The sequence below is a fragment of the Chryseobacterium sp. FH1 genome (genome assembly GCF_000735135.1).
Taxonomy (GTDB): Bacteria; Bacteroidota; Bacteroidia; order Flavobacteriales; family Weeksellaceae; genus Epilithonimonas.
The window spans coordinates 1,646,554-1,664,638 of the sequence record NZ_JPLZ01000006.1; the positions used below are offsets into that span (position 1 = coordinate 1,646,554).

Consider the following 18,085-nt stretch of genomic DNA (forward strand, 5'->3'; position numbering starts at 1 on the left):
AAAGTCAATGAAAATCACAGAAGAAACTCAAGAAAAACTGACCATTTTAGAGAAAATCGCCAATGGAATCATCTGGTGGGTAGGATCTATTCAGTCATTGGTTTTTCATACGATTTTCTTTATCGTCTGTTTTGCATTACCGATTTTCAATATTGTAGAATTTGAACATATGCTGTTGGTTCTAACAACAGTTGTTTCGTTGGAGGCGATTTATTTGGCGATTTTCATTCAAATGTCTGTCAATAAGAGTACCGAACATATCGAGGATTTGAAGGAAGATGTAAATGAAATCCAAGAAGATATTGATGAGATCCAGGAAGACATCGAGGAAATCCAGGAAGATGTAGAAGAAATTCAAGAGGATATTGACGAGATTCAGGAAGATGTAGAGGAAATCAACGAGGACGATGACGAAGAAGATCACAGCGAACGCGCCAGAACGGTAATGCTGAAGAGCAAAGTTTCCAACAATAAAAACGATATCAAAAACCTGAAAGACAAAATAAAAGAACTTGAAGGTTTGATTGAAAATCTAAAGAAAGAAGAGTAGTTAGTTGTCAGTCTGAGGTTCTCGAAGAACATCATAAATTTGTCGGTCTGAAGTGCAGTTTATTCTGAGCCAGACGACGGGAAGACCAATAAAAAAAACTATTCCAATTTCAGAATCTTTTCCATCTGCTTCTGATTCACACTTTCCGGCATATTTCTAAAAACGAAATTCCGAAGTCCAGTAAAATTCTCCCACTGCGCCACTTTGCCAAGCATCCAACTGGTTTTCACAATGTGATTCACTTTTGATCTTCTGATTTTTTCGAATTGATGAAAGACTTTATTCCAGTCTTTTTCAGTTTCTAAAAGTTTACCAATGATATAAGCATCTTCAACCGCTTGGCAACCGCCTTGTCCCATATTTGGCGTTGTGGCGTGCGCAGAATCTCCAATCAAACAAAGATTTTCTGAAGACCATTTTTCCATTGGTTTTAGGTCGATGATGTCATTAAGAATGATATTTTCTTTCGAAGTTTTAGAGATCATTTGCAACACATCAGGGTGAAATTCCTTGAAGGTTTCCATTAGATCAATATCATCAGAATAGAATTTCTCATTCACCAAAGCATACCAATACAGCGTATTTTCCTTGATCTTCACAAAGCCGAAACGTTTTCCTTTTCCCCACATTTCGTAGGCGTCGTGACTGTATTTTTCTGGGATTTCGGTCGTCAGGATTCCGCGCCAGCATTTTTGTTTCGCCTGTCGGATCTGTCCAGATTTAAGAATTTGATTTCGAACCAACGATTTCACACCATCAGCTCCAAAGACGATCTCACTTTCGATTTCAGTCTTATCTTCAAAAGTCAAATGGTAATTTTCCTTCTTCTCAATTGTAGAAAGACGTTTGTTAAGAATGATATTTTCTGAAATATTCTCACTCAAAACTTTTTGAAGTTCCGCTCGGTGAATCGCGATATTGAAAACCATGTATTTGCTTTCAATCTTCAGAACGTCGGTTTTTGAAATGGTTTTGAGCTTTTCATCAGTAATAATTAAAGAGTGCATTTTCGTTCCTGCATTTTCGATTTTCTCTTTCAAACCGAGTTTGTCAAAGATCTGCATTGCATTTCCTGCCATTGCGATTCCAGCTCCGACGGGTTTTATTTCCGGCGCACTTTCATAGATTTTGAAATCGATGTTGTGTTGCTTCAGAACATTTCCCAAAGTCAAACCGCCAATTCCGCCACCGATGATTGAGATTTTCATTATTTAAAGTTTTTTAATTCTGCCAACAATTGATTTTGTTTGTTGATGAATTGAGTCAAACTGTCGGTCTTCAAAGGGTGAGCTTGCTGGTATTTTTCAATTTCAGGAATTGTTTTCTTGATTCTAAAAACAATATATTGGTCCTTGATTTTAGATTGATTTTCATTAATTCGTTGAATCAAATTCGTAATGTTTTTGGTCTTTAACTCGTATTTTTCAGCACTAGTCTTTATATTCGCTTTCACTTGTTCTTTTGTTATCGAATCTGTAATTGCTCTGGTCAAATGCTCTGCATCGTTATAATAGATAGCTGATTTATTAATCACATCCTCATATCTTGAAATTGTTTTTTGAGTTTTATCATTAATATCAATGATTTTCTCATCCAACATTTTAAGGTTTTTATCATTTTTCATCAATTCATTATAAATCTGATGAACCATATTTTCACTGTATCGACCTTGTTTTAACGAACTCATTGGGGATGATTCCACATTGTCAACGGCATTTTCTACAATTGGAGGATTGGTTTTGCTTTCAGTACAAGAAATAATTAGGAGAGAAAAAGCAAGCAATAAGAATATTCTTTTCATAATGGTTTTTGATTTTAGACAAAGTTAATTTTATTCCATCATTATTAAAACAAAAAAAGCAAGACCAAAAAGTCTTGCTTCAATTTCATTCCGAAAAAGGAATTTTTATTTTCCAAGGTAAGATTTCAAGATCTTACTTCTTGTGTTGTGTTTCAATCTTTTGATCGCTTTTTCTTTGATCTGACGAACTCTTTCTCTCGTAAGGTCAAAAGTTTCACCGATTTCTTCAAGCGTCATTGGATGTTTTCCGTTCAATCCGAAATACAATCTTACCAAGTCAGCTTCTCTCGGCGTCAAAGTCTGAAGCGCTCTTTCAATCTCGATCTGTAGAGATTCCAACATCAGATCCTTATCTGGACTAGGCGATTCTCCCGAACGCAAAACGTCATAAAGGTTAGAATCTTCACCTTCCACAAGCGGTGCATCCATCGATAGGTGACGACCACTGTTTTTCATAGATTCCTTGATATCTTCCTCGCTCATATCCAGAACTTCCGCCAACTCTTCCGGAGAAGGTGGTCTTTCGTTCTCTTGCTCCAGGTGAGCATAAGCTTTGTTGATCTTGTTGATAGAACCAATTTTGTTCAATGGCAATCTCACAATTCTCGACTGCTCGGCCAAAGCCTGCAAAATCGACTGACGAATCCACCAAACAGCGTAGGAGATAAATTTGAAACCTCTCGTCTCATCATATCTTTTCGCCGCTTTCATTAGACCAAGATTTCCCTCGTTGATCAGATCGGGAAGAGAAAGTCCTTGATTCTGATACTGCTTGGAAACGGAAACCACGAAACGTAAGTTAGCTTTGATCAATTTTTCCAACGCAGCTCTGTCGCCAGCGCGGATTCTCTGTGCTAAATCTACCTCTTCATCGGCCGTGATCAATTCCACTTTTCCGATTTCTTGCAGATACTTGTCTAGTGATGCGGTTTCCCTGTTGGTAACCTGTTTTGTAATTTTTAATTGTCTCATATAAAAACCTCATTCTTTAGGTTGCATTATATTATACGATCAGAAACCGAAAAAGGTTACAAATATTTTATTTTCATCAGATTAATCTTCAATTTTAACGCATTTTAAAATAAATTAGTAATATTTGGGCAACTTTTCTTCCTTCCACTCCCTCCCGATTTTACATCGGGATCCATTCAAGTCGGGTTGCAGATTCTTCATTATCAGAACTTTTCTACAAAGATTTGACGGTTTTGTTATTCTTATTAAAAACACTTCGACTCCGCTCAGTGTGACATTTCTAATATAAAATATCTTTGTCGGTCTGAGGTTCTCGAAGACTTCATAATTGTCAGTCTGAGCGGAGTCGAAGACTTTATTATTAAAACAATCCGCAAAATTTACCAATTATTCGAGAAAATCATCAACTTTCCAATCAGTATCTAAAGTATTTCTCTGTAAATCAATTATTCTTAACAAAAATTAAGTATTCAAAATTCTTTGTATCAATTCTAATTGTTATTTTTGCCGAATGTTTAAAAATCTGATCAGAGTTTTCATAGGCTTATCACTTTTCTCCTGTGGCAAAGAACCGGTTCCAAAACCGAAAGGAGATCTGCGTTTGGAATATCCAGCCCCTAAATATCTGAACTTTTCTGCACCGTGCGATTACTCATTTGACTATTCAGATTTTGCAAAAGTCAAAGATGCAAAACAAGCTTGCTGGTACAACCTTTCTTACCCTGGAATGAAAGCCAATGTCTTCATCACTTATTTCCCAATCAAAAATGATTTCGATCTTCACGTGAAAGAAGTGGAGAAGATGGTCTATGAACATACAATCAAAGCGAGTGCAATTGACACCAAATCATTCGCCTATCCAGAGAAAAATGTTTACGGAAATTTCTATGAACTAAAAGGACAATCCGCTTCTAACATTCAGTTTTATGTGACAGATAGCACGAGACATTTTGTAACCGGAAATTTGTATTTCAATTCCCGTCCGCGTCCCGATTCTTTGGCTCCGGCTGTAGATTATATCAAAAAAGACCTTTTGCACTTAATTGATTCATTTCAATGGAAAAAGTAAGTTCGAAGCTGGAAGTCAGGGGTCAGAAGACTTTCAATTCGAAACAAAAAAATAACATAACAAAAAATACTTCCGACATCCATCATCGGACATCGGACAAAAAAAAACTTAAATTATGAAATTATTAGCAGTAGGAACTGTAGCATTTGATGCCATCGAAACACCTTTTGGAAAAACAGATAAAATTCTTGGTGGTGCAGCCACTTATATTGGACTTGCAGCAGCTTCTTTGGATACAGACGTAAGTTTGGTTTCCGTGATCGGAGGCGATTTTCCACAGGAATATCTTGATATGATGACTTCAAAAAACATCAATGTAGATGGTGTAGAAATGGTGAAAGAAGGGAAAACTTTTTTCTGGAGCGGGAAATACCACAACGATCTAAATTCAAGAGATACTTTGGTGACAGAACTTAATGTTTTGGCAGATTTTGACCCGAAAGTTCCTGAGCATTCTTCGGAAGCAGAAGTTCTTTTACTAGGAAATCTTGATCCAGTTGTTCAGCTTTCTGTTTTAGAAAAAATGAAAACACAACCAAAATTAGTCATTCTAGATACAATGAATTTCTGGATGGACATCGCATGGGACAACCTGATGAAAGTAATTGCAAAAACTGACGTTATTACCATCAATGACGAGGAAGCAAGACAACTCTCCGGAGAATATTCTTTGGTGAAAGCCGCTAAGAAGATCCACACTTTGGGACCTAAATATGTAATCATCAAAAAAGGAGAACATGGCGCTCTGCTTTTTCACGACGGAAAGATCTTTGCGATTCCTGCTTTGCCTTTGGAAGAAGTTTTTGATCCAACCGGCGCTGGAGACACTTTCGCTGGCGGTTTTGCATCTTACTTGACGAAGAAAGGTGATTTCAGTTTTGAAAGTATGAAAACTGCGATCATCGTTGGAAGTGCAATGGCTTCTTTCACCGTTGAAAAATTCGGGACAGAAAGAATTGAAAGCGTGACAAAAGAAGAATTGAGCGAGAGAATCAACCAATTCAAAGAGCTTACGACTTTCGAATCTGTGATCTAAATTTAACTTTATTCCAATTTATGACTCCAAGTAGAGTTGTAATTATTAATATTAAAAATGAAAAAAAATATTTTCCCTATTGTTTTAGCGTTTGCCTCACAAATGGCATTTTCTCAATACCTGATTGTCGGTAAAGACAGTATTTCTGCAAAGGATTACATCCGAGATAACAAATATGGACTGGAAAATTCCGGTCCTGAGAAGTCTGTGAATGCGACTATAGAATTTTTACTTTTACAACAACTAGCAAAGGAGAAAAAAGCAGACACGCTGAATTATTTCGCCAATTCTATCAATCAGAAAATGTCTGAATTGAGAGAAGATAAATTCTACCCAAAATCTGTTTCAGAACCTTTGATACAGGATTTCGTGAGTGCTAATAAGACAGAAACACAGGTTTTGCTTTTCATCAAAGAGAAGAAAGCTGATGATAAGACAGATTACAAAGCACTATACAATGATGTAAAAGCAGGGAAAATGACAATGGAAGATTTCCTTGCAAAAAATTCGACGCCAGAATCTTCTAAGCCTTTCTACGTAAAACCAGGCATGTTGGATTACAAGATCTATCAACAAGTGAAAGATTTGCCGGTGAATTCCTATACCACTTTTATAGACAAACCAAATATGGTTGGCTTTGCAAAAGTTGTTGGAACAAGACCAAGTTTGGGTTATATTATTTTCGGAGTTTTGTCTATTCCTAATGATGCTAATTATGAAGCTACAAAAACTAAGATTTACAAAGAATTGGAATCTGGTAAAAAGTTTCAGGCAGTTGTAAGCGAATTTGGAGCGACTGAGGAAGAGAAAAGTTCGGGAGGTGCAGTGATGGGTTCTCCAATTTTGCCAGACGAAGTTTACGCCGCATTCAAAGGTCAGGCGAAAGATTTCTACACAAAACAACCAATTCTGTTTGGGGATAAATATTTTATTTTTAATATTTATAATATTGAGCCTTACACGCTTACAGAGGCTAACCGAAAGTTTTACCAGAAGGAAATGATAGCTACGAGTTATGGTGAAGAATTGACATCCAGATTTGTTGATTGGTTGAAAACTCAGGATAAGTATACCGAAACGGCAGATTTTGCAGAGATCAAAAAATCTTATCAAAACTATCTCAATCCTAAAAATCCAAAAGCTTTACTTTTCTCTTATGGGAAAAACAAAGTGACTTACGAAGATTTGAAAAAAGCGATTGATGCGCAATACAAAAACTTGGAACAATTACCAACCAATCAGTGGCCAGATCTTGTGAATTATCAGGCTCAGCAATACGTGATGGGTGTCTATGCCAGAAATTTTGAGAACCTTCCAACTGTAAAACCAGAAGTGGATGAGCTTAAGAAAAATCTTTTCTCAGAATATATCTTCTCGGAATATCTGAAAAATGAGGTTAAAAATAATCCACAACTTTTCACAGATTACTATAATGAAAACAAATCCAAATTTGTTTGGGAAAAAAGAGCAGAATCCAGAGCTGCAGTAATTTCTGATCCAAAATTACTGAAGGAAATTGAAAAAGAAATCAAAGATCCAAAGAAATGGGAAGCGCTGAAAGCAAAATACAAAAACCAGGTGAATGCTAAAAACCAGGTTTTGGTGCATTTCGAAGAAGGGAAAATCCAGGAATCTGCAGATATTTTCAAGAAAAACAATGTGCCTTTCAAAAAAGGAATTTTCACAACCAAAATTTCTGAACGCGATGTAGTTGTAGCTGTCGACGAACTTTTACCAGAACAGCAAATGACACAGGCAGAATCTACAGAAGATATGACGGACGGTGTTACAGAAAAATTGTTGCAAAAAACAATTGCAGATCAACGTGCAAAAACCAAGATCGAAATTCAGCCAGCTTTTATGGCGGAACTGAATAAAAATTTTAAGAAATAATTATAATTAATAATGTAGCGGAATAGGTGGATAATACTAATTTTGCAGCTTAACAAATAAAAATAATGTCGAAATACAAAAAATATCTTTTTTTACTGTCAGTAGTTCTGTTACTATGCAACATGAATCTTTCTGCACAGATAAAAAAAGGTCAGCTTATAGATGGGATTGCAGCCGTAATTGGTGATGAGATCGTTCTGGAATCTGACATTGAGGATCAAGCCAATTATGCAAAACAGCAAGGCACCAATGTAGGCGATAGATGCGATTTTATGGAAAGCATCTTGAACAATAAACTATTGATCTACGAAGCAAAGAAAGATACGCTGATTGAAAACAGAAGCGCGGCAATCAAAGAAATGGCTGGTAACAAATACAGCCAAATCCTTGGACAGTTTCCCGATGAGAAAGCAATGCTTGTTGCTTATAAATTCCGTACGTCTTATGAAATGAAAACAGCAATTGAAAAAATTGATGCCGATAACTATTACGGACAAGCGAAATACGGTAGAATCACAGAGAAAGCTGACGTAACGCCAAACGAAGTGACTGATTTTTACAATCAATTCAAATTTCAATTGCCGAATGTGAAAGATGAAGTTGCGTTATCAAAAATCAGTGTTTTTCCAAAAATTTCTGCTTCTCACAAAAAAGAAATTATTGATAAACTCAATAAAATAAAAGAAGACATCAAAAAAGGCGAAAGCTTTGAAAGCCAAGCCAGAATCTATTCTGAAGACGAAGGTTCTGCAGCATTGGGCGGACTTTACAAAAATATCAACGTTGGACAGATGGTAAAACCATTTGAAGCAGCAGCACTTAATCTTCAGGAAAATGAAATGTCTGATCCGATAGAATCTGAATACGGTTATCACTTGATTCAATTGATCAAAAGAAACGGGAAAAAGTACGACGCAAGACATATCTTGATCAAAAGTACACCAAACGCCAGCGAAATCACTGCAGCGAAAAAAGAGTTGGACAGTATCAGAACTTTGATCTTGGAAAACAAAATAACTTTCAAAGATGCGGCTTACAAATATTCTGATGACAAGAGCAACAAATTCTCTGCTGGGATCATGACGAATAACCAAGATGGTTCTGACAAATTGGAAAAACTAGGATTGGATCCAACCATTTCTTACCAAATTGCAGGTCTTAAAAAAGGCGACATCACAGAGCCTTTCCAGCAGGAAGATCAGCAGAAGAGAAAACTAATTAGCATCATCCAAGTGAATGAAATCATTGATGCGCATCAATTGGAACTCGCTACAGATTATGAAAGAGTAAAGGAAATGGCGCTCAACAAGAAGAAAAACGAAATCGTGGAGAAGTGGGTTAATGCAAAGATCCCATCAATCTTTATCTCACTAGACGACAAATACAAGGACTGCAAATTCCACAGCAACTGGCTAAAAGGGAATGTGGTAACTACAACTAAATAAACTGTAAAAGGTTTATATAATTAAAAAAGGATGAGTGTTTTGCTCATCCTTTTTTGTTTTTATCTTAATTTTTCTTTTTAAATGGTTTGTATGAGGTAATCACCATTCCTTCGATTAAGTCATTTTTTGAAATCCAGACACTAAGATATTTTATGGTTTTATCCTTTTCGGTTTTTGCATTGAAAATATAAAGTCCTGTACGTCCAAAGAAAGAATCGTTAGTTTTGTAAACGGAATTTAAATCTATAAGCTCAATTTTTCCATATCTATACTCATCACCAAGACAAATCTCTTTTAGTTTTTGGCCCACAAAATTTTTGTGACCTTTTGAGAGATTAAAATCTACAAAATCGGAGTAATCTTGACTTGAACATTTTGTAAGATAGGATTTAATAAACTTTTCAGACAGTTGAACTTTATCTTGATTAATATCTTCGTTGTCAATTTTTTTTAAATCTATTTGACTGTAAAATAAATTACTACAAATCATCATCAAAAGAATCGGTAATTTTTTCATGGTTTTAATAATTTGATTAAAGCGTTATTCTGCTTTCAGAATCTTAAAATCCGTCAATTTTCCATCCCACTTTTCTTTGTAGGTTGAGAACTCGATGGAAGTGATTTGTCCCATCGTCACATCGATGACATAGCTCAAACCTTCCTTCAAACCTTTGATTTCAATATTTTCGCCGTTGCTGAACAAAGCGTTGGTGTCATCAAATTCATTGTTAAAAACAACGTATTCAAGAGTTACATCCAAACCTTCTCCAGTTGCTTTTCTTTCCGATACTTTTAGAAAGAGAATGTGAGATTGCAGTTGTGGGTATTTTGCGGTTAAACCTTCTAATAAGGATAATTCTAGGTCGTTTAGTTCTTGCATAATTTCCTTTGTTTAATTTCTGTGTTTGATGACCACGTAGCCTTCCAAGATCCTTCCATCCGATATTTTGATTTGATACCAATAACTGTCTGTCGGCAACTTGCGACCATTTGATTCACCGTTCCATTCGAAAGTTTCTCCTTTGGTAACTTGGTTCAAGACCATTTTTCCTTGTCTGTCAAATATTTTGATTTCAGAATTTGGATAATTTTCTATTCCAGAAATTTTCCAGGTATCATTGATTCCATCTCCGTTTGGAGAGAAGATATTGCTGAGAGAAAATATCGTAAAAGATTTCGAACCAAGATCGCAACCCAATTTTGTTTTCACGAAAACAGTGTAAGTTCCATTTTCTAAATTTTCAAATTTATTTGATGTTTTCCAGTCGTTTTTATCTAAAGAATAAAGATATTCTCCAGCCACAGACATCACGATCATCACCGAATTATTCGTAATCACAATATTCTGAATCTCCGCCAACTTCGCTTTTTTGACAATTGTGCTTGCGGTATTCACACATCCGGCCGGCGTCGTAACTGTAACTGTGTAAGTTTGTTCTATGTCAGCAATGATGCTGTTTGAGGTTTCGCCCGTATTCCATTGGTAACTGTATCCACTTACAAAATCAACTTTCAAAGGTGTCCCGACATTATCACAAAACTCTTCCTCGGCCGGAAGGTTGGCTTTTGGTTTTTCGTCTAAAGTCAAATTCAATTTCACATACTGAAAACAGCCGAGAGAGGAAATGATCTTAACATCGAAAATGTTAGGTCCAACATTTAGATTCGTATCTCCTGTTTCCAATTCACCTTTGCTATTTCTAATTTCAAAAGCGTAATCTTGTGGATTGGAGATGAGTTCTTTTTTGTAATCGTCAATATTGATTGTTTTAAAATCTGCCGTTGTATCATTACAAAAACTATCTGAGAAGTCGTTTGCGGAAAGATTATTAATTAGAATATTTACTTGGACTGCTAATCTATTACTGCTTTCACAATTATCAATAGTTTGAGATGCATAATAGGTTTTCCCATCTTCAAGTGTTGTAGTGATTGGTAAATTGTTTCCAAGATTGTCATACCATTTAATATCAGCTCCAATAACTTCAATATCTTTCAATGTGGGATTTTTTGCTGAACAAATACTTTGTACAGGATTTCCTGTAGGAGCAGGTTTGTCTTCGATTTTTACATCAATAGTAAATGTCCCGTCGCATGCTCCTGTGCCTGTTACAGTACAACTATAGATGCCTGCATCTGATAAAGAGATTTTTGGGATGGACGGATTTTGTATTGTAGAGCTAAAGCCATTTGGGCCAGTCCAGTTATATGATGTGCCAGATATTACAGAAAGTTTTAATTCTGATCCCAAACAGACCTTCATTTCGGATGAGAGAATTTGGTTTTCTGTACAATCATGAAATTTTGCTAAAAATCCGTCTGCATAGCCTCCTGCAAAGTAGTTTTGAAAAGCACCGCTTGTTGCAATATCAAAGCTTGAAGAGTTTGCTCTTCCTGAAAAATATACAGAACCATTTTTTCCTTTATACATATGTGGATAGTCGTAACCGCCATAATAAGTTGCCCAAACAGTGTTACTCTCAGAATCCACTTTCATTAGATATATATTACCATAAGAACTATTATATGCATTAGGTGTGGGAAAAAATCCGCGAGTGTCTGCATGTCCCCATAAGTAGGTATTGCCTTTTTCATCTATATAAGATGCAGTATCACTTAAGCTACTAATGTTAGCATAATATTTTGAAAAAATTAGTTGTCCTGTAGTTGTGTCAACTTTTCTTATGAATTTCCCATAAGGAGGTAAACTAGCATTGAAACCACTATAAATTATAGTATTGCCAATTCTTCTAGCAAAGGAAACTTCTTCACTACTTGCAAATCCACCTAGGTATGTTCCATATAATTGAGTCCCCTTAGAATCAAACTCTCCATAATAACCTACATAATTATAATTTTTAGTCTTTTGAACCGCATCTGGTGTGATTGTCAAATACAAATTAGAAAAAGCCCAACCTATTAGACATAATTTGTCATCAGGACTTACATAACTAGAATTTACGACGTATTCTCTATTGATTAACTTTGTCCACTCTGTAGAATTATCTGTTTTGAGTTTAATAATAAAAGTTGCTAAGTCAATATAACCAGGAGAGTAAGATCCAATTTGGTTTTGAGCAACAAAACCAGTTGGATGAGTCTGTCCTATCAGATAAAGACAATTATTTTTATCATCAACTGTTAATGTCGAAATACCTGTATAATTGTAGGTACTTGTAAATTTTTTCTCATCAACGAAAGTTCCATTAAAGTTAAAAGAAACCAGTATGCCTTGAAAAGGAGTGTAACTAAAATTAGCATTGGGATAAGTCTGTGTTCCCGCAGAAACGGCACTATAGCCAATGATATATATTTTATTATTAAATACGACGGACTTACCAAAATTATCTGTATAAGTACTTCCATAATAACTACTCCAAAGTCTATTTCCATCATCATCAATCGCAAATATAAAACCATCAGTATTTCCATTCAATGTTACTTGATAACTTCCGGATGTAGCAATATTATTGACACTATTAGTAGAACCTGTTGCATATAAATTATTCTGATCATCTGCCATCATGCTAGCAGTAGTCTCATCCCCACTTCCTCCATAATAACTTCCCCAAATCCTCGTAGGAACTGGATCTATCACAATTGTTCTATCAGAATTATTAATAGAAGAATCAAAACCAAAAGTTTGGTTTCCAAGGTCTTTATAATTTACGTCGATGCTTTGCTTTCTGTCATTTTCGATCCAAGAATTGGGGATGTTTTCTTGCATTTCACCAAATCTTAGATTCATAGAAAGTTTGCCATCTTTCAATTTGGTTTTCGCACCTTTGAATTTCATTTTGATGTCGGAAATCTTTCCGCCAGGATGAACTAGGAAATTATATTCCACAGGTTTTGTAGAATCATCTGGCTTGAAGAAAACCAAATCTATATTATGGTAAAGGTTTTTATAAGTAATTTTTCTGTAACGATGTACAAAGCTTACGCCTTCTTTCTTGTGTTGAAGATTATAATAGTTTTCGTAATCTTCAGATTTCCCTTCAGCCTTTATTTGAATATTCTCATTAGAATCCAAAAAGTCAATATTAACTCTGTGATATTTATACTTAATGGATAAATCTGATACCTCCATTTTACCAACAGGCTCAGACGGAACACTTTTTTGTTTTTTTAAATCTTTTCTTTCAGTTTCATAAACATCATAAGAGAAACCATTTTTCTTGATTTGAACATTCAATCCGGGTGAATTCAGAAGATATTTGACATCAGGATTTGATTTTCCATCCTGATCTACGATTTGACCTTTGTTTTCATAAAATGAAAAATCTTGATTCTTTTTCTGAGCGAAAAAAAATGTGAAGACTAAGAATAAAACTAAAGAATAAAATTTCTTCATCTGTGGTTAATAATTTCCCACAAAGATAATGTTTATTTTAACAAAATTTTAAGGTTTCCACCATTCTGTAAATTTCTGATTTTCATTATTCAGACTCATTTTTTCGCCAATCATTGGCGTGCAAGTTCGAAAGTTTTTGCCTTTGCAATTTTCAGTGATTTTTTGCAACGGTTCGTCCCAAGCGTGCTGAGCAAGAGAAAATTTTCCCGAGTGTACTGGCAAAACATTTTTGACGTTCAGATCTTCCACAACTTTCGAAAATTCCTCCGGCAAAGTGTGTATGTATTTCCATTTAGCGTTGTACTGTCCATTTTCAAGAATTGCCCAATCAAACGGTCCAAATTTTTCTCCTATTTGTTTAAAATGAAAATCATAACCGCTGTCGCCACCGATGAAGATTTTCTGACTCGGCGTTTGCAAAACGAAAGAACTCCAAAGCGTCGTGTTTCTCTTGAAAAGTCGTCCCGAAAAATGGCGTGCTGGAGTAGAGGTAATTTTAAATCCACCAAAAGAAACATCTTCATACCAATCCAATTCAGTAATTTGATTTTCAGCATAATCCCATCTTTCGAAATGCGCACCAACGCCCAAGCCACAAATCACCTGATTGACTTTTGGTTGCAAATCTTTCACGGTTTTGTAATCCAAATGATCGTAATGATCGTGCGAAATAATCAAAAAATCGATTTCAGGAAAATCGTCTGGCGTATAAAGATCGGTACCAGCAAAGGCTTTCGTGGTTCCTGGAATTGGTGATGCGTTGCCACTGAAAACTGGATCTACCAAAAATCGTTTCCCATCAATCTGAAAATAATAGGAAGAATGTCCCATCCAAACCATAAAATTTTCGGTAATTGGCTGACTTTTCAAATCCGTTTTCATAGTTCGGAATTTGTTTAATGGAATTTTATTGGGCGTTTTATCTGTGAAGAATTCCCACAAAACTTGGCGCATCGTAAAACCTTCTGCAAGAGACGGCGTGATGCTTAGATTCTGGAAAGTTCCATCTTTGTAATTGGGAGATTTTTTAATTCTTTCCAACCGCTTTCCTTTGATGGATCCGCCGAAAATCGGATGATTGAATATCAAAATGATCACAGCTAACAGACCAACAACAGCGAGATATTTGTACATAATTTTTTCTGAATGAGACGGTTTGAAAATTGATTTACTTTAAAATAATTAATCAATCGTTTTTTTGACAATCAAAATCCACTCGCTGTCCAAGATTTTATAACCTTGATCATAAACGAAAAAATATTGCGAACCATTTTTGTAAGTCACAATTTGCGTCACATAATCAAAATCGAAATCGGCGCTTTGCAACTTCAGTTTTGTGATTTTCGTTTTGCCTTCGGTATTGTATTCGGCGAGGATTCGGTAGTTTTTGCGGAGTCTGTTGTTCACATTCCGCATATAGTTGGTCGAGTTTTTATTTTGCTTGTTGTTGAAGGAATTTCGGCACGCATCGGAGCAGAATTTCTTGTCGGATCTACCGATGATCTTGTCGCCACATTCTGGGCAGGTTTGGGTTTCCATTGGTGTGTTTTTATAAATTATTTTTTTTAAAATAATGAAAATCATTAAGAGTGTGTGATGAAAATTAGCAAAACCACGTAGACACATAGAAAAACGTGATATTTACTTTGGAAGATAAAATAGAACTAAACATACTACTATTTCATCTTAAAACATACAAAACCTATGTGTCTATGTGGTTTATAAAATGCAGGCTTTAAGTTTCAAAATTATTTCCGTTCAACTTTTTTCTTAATCAATTTTCCATTTCCCTCCCTCATATCTTTCTCCAAATAAAAAATTTGGTTTTTCTCACGAAATATTCTTTTCTGCAAATCATCCTTGCTAATTACTTCACAACCGGTCGGAATCAAAAATCTATCGACGATTGTTTTCCAATGTCCATTGATGTTAGAATAAGTTTCCATCGCGTAGGTGCAACCATTTGTTGGCGCTTGGTAGATGGAGATTTCATCGCTTCCATCCTGGTTTAGGTCGCCTTCGTTAATGAGGATTATTTCGCAACAGCCAACTTTTATCGGTTTTAATTTCTTATCAGAAAACCGAATTTCATATACCGCAGGCGTTCCGTCCTCGATTGGATTTCCTTTTGCCTCTTTAGTTTTAACTGCAGTTGCAATAATCTTTTTTCCATTTCCAAGAAAATTTCCTTCAATTTTCTCACGGATTTTGTTGTCCGTTTGAGTTTGTCCACAAACGAAAATTCCGATTGTCATTAAGATTAAAGTCAATTTCATAACGCAGATTTTAATTTTTATTAAGAACCAAACTATCGCCGAATTTCTCAATCGTCATCGTGAATATTTTCGGTTTGCCGAAACGTTCGATTGGCGCTTCGCAAGTTCCAGTGCGTGTGATGCTTTCGATTTGAAATTCGATTTCAGATTTGTCCACAAATTTATATGTTCCATCGATGGAGGTGAAGCAGTCATTTCCACATTCCCAGCTGTTGTAACTTGTGAATTTTTCTTTGTCCGTAAACTCGATTGCGGAGAAATTCCAAATGAGCGCCGTGTCGTTTTTCTTCTTTAATATAAATTGTTTTTCAACGATTTCATATCCAACCAATTTTTCATTATTGATGAGCCAAGTTGTATTAACTAGATAATTCTCATAATTTTTGACAGCAATTTTCTCGTTTTTCTTTTCGCAATTGATCAGAAAAATTAAAGTGAGAAAAGCATAGAAAATGGTTTGGATATTTTTTGTCATTTGGATTTGTTTGAAATCGTTTGGTCTTTAAAATAAAAGAGATATTTCAGTGGAAGTACAAAATTTGAACTATAGATTTTCCGTCAGATAAAGCAAGATAATTATGACAAGCCCTCTCATTTGAATACTTTCCACCATTTACCTTTTTTTGTAAGTTTTTTTATAGTGATTTTTTGTGATGGCTTTTGCTTCGTAAGTTCAGAGTCAAGTTGTCTTTCAAGTGCACCTTTCATATTCCAACCCGCTGTAAATGTCGGCTTAAATAAGTAACCCTCTCCTTGGTAGTTTTTTGTCTCATATTCTATTTCCACAGAAAGATTTCCTGCTAGTTCATAGATGTCTGAATAGTTTTTATAAAAAAGATCGGGCATACACCAGTTTATATCTGGTTTATCTTCCCAATGTCCAAAATTACAAATCAAAACTTCGGCATTTTCAAAGTCTTTAATTGTCGGTTTTTTAATTTGATTAAGTCTTGTTGTAGCTACCAAATTATAAGCTGTTTCTGGATTGTCATCTCTCGCTAATACAACAGCTCCACCAAAATTTCCATTTTCCATTTTAAATACAAAACAGTCTCCAGTTACAAAAATTGGAATTTTTGATTTAACTCGTTTTCTAGGTTTTGCTTTAGGTCTGTCTGATCTTATTTTTTCCAGGAACTTATCGAGAACAATTTTCCTCTTTCTAATGTCTTGTTCACTTGCACCAAGGTCAAGCCAAGTTTTCAAATCCGCACCTGATATAATTATTTCTTCAACTGCCGATAGTATTTTTGGTTCAAGTGATTTTGTTTCCCATTGAGCTAAAGCAAGAGCAAACCATAAACTATTTTTTTCTTCTTCTATTTCAAGAATTTCCCAGTTATCGTCGAAAACTTTTTTCGATATAACATTTGGTTCTGCTCCTTTATTATATAAATCGAAAAACTCGCTGTATATGTCAGCAAATGCATCGTTGTCTTTTATAGAAGTTCCCCAAGTTCCCATTTTATATCGTTTTATCAAATTTATAAAATCCTTATCAATTACAAACGATTACAAACGGATATAAATACTTTTCTACCGAATAACGTTTTCATTTTATTGAAAATTTGCAGTAAGAAAATCAGGAAACACGATGATACGTTCTGGTTTTAAAAGTTTAATCCAAAAAATTATTTATTATGTCGTTAAGAAACAAAGTGACACTAATTGGTCACACAGGAAAAGAAGTAGAAATCTTCAATTACGAAAATGGAAACAAGCAAGCAACAGTTTCAATTGCTACAAATGATTACTACACCAAAGCCAATGGCGAGAAAGTAGAAGAAACGCAATGGCACAATTTGGTTGCTTACGGCAAAACTGCCGAAGTGATGGAAAAGTATATGCCAAAAGGCAAAGAAATCGCCATAGAAGGAAAGCTGACATACAGATCCTACGATGACAAAGATGGGGTAAAACGAATGATAACCGAAATCCGTGTGGAAGAATTGGTTCTTTTGGGTTCCAAATAATTCACATCAAACAAAACCTCGACAGGTCAAAAGCTTGTCGAGGTTTTTATCTTTTTAAATATCAATAAGATGAAAGTTAAAGTATTTCAAATTAGAATTTCAGAAGAGTTTTTAACAGCGGATCAAAATGCGATCAACGATTTTCTCGAGGAGAACGATGTGATGAACACCAATTCAAAATTAATTGAAGATGAGATGAATTATTGGTCTGTATTGATTTCTTATCAAGAAAAAAAATCGAAACCTGTTTCCAGCAAAGCAGTTCCAATTTCCGAAGAAGAACTATCGGAAGAGGAGATGATCATTTATAACAAACTGAAAGATTGGCGATCGGAAAAAGCGAAGGAATCTCAATTGCCAGCTTACATTATCTTTCATAATGCGCATCTTCTTTCTATCGCCAAACAAAAACCGAGCAACTTGGAAGACCTTGAACAAATCAACGGCTTGGGAAAATCCAAAACCGAAAAGTACGGCACGGAAATCATCGAAGTTTTGGAAAATGCTTAATATTCACTTTGAAAAATCATTATTCTTTGCTGAGTTTGAAGTTTATACTGAGCCTGTCGAAATGTTTTTGCGAAATTAAAATCTAACATATTAATTATAATCAAACGTAGTGGGTTTTGCGTCCAAAAAAAATGACAAAATATCGAGATATTAAGATAAAAATAACATTTCCGAAGATTGATATTCTAATTTATCTCTTATTTTTG

The 18,085-nt window shown here is 35.2% G+C and carries 18 protein-coding genes; 7 read left to right on the top strand and 11 right to left on the bottom strand.

Annotated features, from left to right (window positions below):
* The first annotated feature begins 7 nt into the window (after window positions 1-7).
* A complete protein-coding gene (locus IO90_RS14435; RefSeq protein ID WP_034967999.1) occupies window positions 8-550 on the top strand; it encodes a coiled-coil domain-containing protein in 543 nt (180 codons plus the stop codon).
* A 98-nt stretch (window positions 551-648) separates the two neighbouring features.
* Here IO90_RS14435 and IO90_RS14440 read toward each other — a convergent pair whose 3' ends face one another.
* The 3 genes from IO90_RS14440 to IO90_RS14450 form a co-directional block, all read right to left on the bottom strand.
* On the bottom strand, window positions 649-1,758 hold the full coding sequence (locus tag IO90_RS14440) for an FAD-dependent monooxygenase (protein ID WP_034968002.1): 1,110 nt from the start codon (window positions 1,756-1,758) through the stop codon (window positions 649-651).
* Window positions 1,758-2,351, bottom strand: coding sequence for a hypothetical protein (locus tag IO90_RS14445; protein ID WP_034968005.1), 594 nt, complete (start codon window positions 2,349-2,351; stop codon window positions 1,758-1,760). Before IO90_RS14445 ends, IO90_RS14440 begins: the two co-directional genes overlap by 1 nt.
* Before the next feature lie 105 nt (window positions 2,352-2,456).
* Entirely contained in the window at window positions 2,457-3,323 is an 867-nt protein-coding gene (locus IO90_RS14450) for an RNA polymerase sigma factor RpoD/SigA (RefSeq protein WP_027383822.1), read from the bottom strand.
* A gap of 511 nt (window positions 3,324-3,834) precedes the next feature.
* Between IO90_RS14450 and gldD the strand changes: the two genes are divergently transcribed.
* The 4 genes from gldD to IO90_RS14470 all read left to right on the top strand — a co-directional run bounded on the left by gldD (window position 3,835) and on the right by IO90_RS14470 (window position 8,766).
* On the top strand, window positions 3,835-4,392 hold the full coding sequence (gldD, locus tag IO90_RS14455; RefSeq protein ID WP_034968011.1) for a gliding motility lipoprotein GldD: 558 nt from the start codon (window positions 3,835-3,837) through the stop codon (window positions 4,390-4,392).
* 115 nt (window positions 4,393-4,507) lie between these two features.
* A complete protein-coding gene (locus IO90_RS14460) occupies window positions 4,508-5,428 on the top strand; it encodes a PfkB family carbohydrate kinase (RefSeq protein ID WP_034968013.1) in 921 nt (306 codons plus the stop codon).
* A 57-nt stretch (window positions 5,429-5,485) separates the two neighbouring features.
* Complete coding sequence (locus IO90_RS14465) at window positions 5,486-7,321, top strand: hypothetical protein (RefSeq protein WP_034968016.1); 1,836 nt, start codon at window positions 5,486-5,488, stop codon at window positions 7,319-7,321.
* A gap of 65 nt (window positions 7,322-7,386) precedes the next feature.
* On the top strand, window positions 7,387-8,766 hold the full coding sequence (locus tag IO90_RS14470; RefSeq protein WP_034968019.1) for a peptidylprolyl isomerase: 1,380 nt from the start codon (window positions 7,387-7,389) through the stop codon (window positions 8,764-8,766).
* Window positions 8,767-8,830: 64 nt separating this feature from the next.
* On the opposite strand, the gene IO90_RS14475 is transcribed toward IO90_RS14470, so the two are convergent.
* From IO90_RS14475 to IO90_RS14510, 8 genes are all read right to left on the bottom strand, one after another.
* Entirely contained in the window at window positions 8,831-9,283 is a 453-nt protein-coding gene (locus tag IO90_RS14475) for a hypothetical protein (RefSeq protein ID WP_034968021.1), read from the bottom strand.
* 24 nt (window positions 9,284-9,307) lie between these two features.
* The gene (locus tag IO90_RS14480) at window positions 9,308-9,646 is read right to left on the bottom strand and encodes a hypothetical protein (protein ID WP_034968024.1); all 339 of its coding nucleotides are present in this window, start codon (window positions 9,644-9,646) and stop codon (window positions 9,308-9,310) included.
* A gap of 12 nt (window positions 9,647-9,658) precedes the next feature.
* Window positions 9,659-13,120, bottom strand: a complete 3,462-nt coding sequence (locus IO90_RS14485) for a T9SS type B sorting domain-containing protein (protein WP_034968026.1) — start codon at window positions 13,118-13,120, stop codon at window positions 9,659-9,661.
* 48 nt (window positions 13,121-13,168) lie between these two features.
* Window positions 13,169-14,254 carry an MBL fold metallo-hydrolase gene (locus IO90_RS14490; RefSeq protein WP_034968029.1) on the bottom strand — a complete coding sequence of 362 codons (1,086 nt, stop codon included), beginning with the start codon at window positions 14,252-14,254 and terminating at the stop codon, window positions 13,169-13,171.
* Between the two features lie 48 nt (window positions 14,255-14,302).
* Window positions 14,303-14,659, bottom strand: coding sequence for a DUF2116 family Zn-ribbon domain-containing protein (locus IO90_RS14495; RefSeq protein WP_034969305.1), 357 nt, complete (start codon window positions 14,657-14,659; stop codon window positions 14,303-14,305).
* Between the two features lie 209 nt (window positions 14,660-14,868).
* Window positions 14,869-15,396 (bottom strand): hypothetical protein, encoded by a 528-nt coding sequence (locus IO90_RS14500; RefSeq protein WP_034968033.1) that lies wholly within the window; start codon window positions 15,394-15,396, stop codon window positions 14,869-14,871.
* A 10-nt stretch (window positions 15,397-15,406) separates the two neighbouring features.
* Complete coding sequence (locus IO90_RS14505; RefSeq protein WP_051878734.1) at window positions 15,407-15,871, bottom strand: hypothetical protein; 465 nt, start codon at window positions 15,869-15,871, stop codon at window positions 15,407-15,409.
* Between the two features lie 116 nt (window positions 15,872-15,987).
* Window positions 15,988-16,860 carry a hypothetical protein gene (locus tag IO90_RS14510; RefSeq protein WP_034968036.1) on the bottom strand — a complete coding sequence of 291 codons (873 nt, stop codon included), beginning with the start codon at window positions 16,858-16,860 and terminating at the stop codon, window positions 15,988-15,990.
* Window positions 16,861-17,036: 176 nt separating this feature from the next.
* Between IO90_RS14510 and IO90_RS14515 the strand changes: the two genes are divergently transcribed.
* Entirely contained in the window at window positions 17,037-17,369 is a 333-nt protein-coding gene (locus IO90_RS14515) for a single-stranded DNA-binding protein (RefSeq protein WP_034968038.1), read from the top strand.
* A gap of 69 nt (window positions 17,370-17,438) precedes the next feature.
* Entirely contained in the window at window positions 17,439-17,879 is a 441-nt protein-coding gene (locus IO90_RS14520; protein ID WP_034968041.1) for an HRDC domain-containing protein, read from the top strand.
* Window positions 17,880-18,085 lie beyond the last annotated feature (206 nt).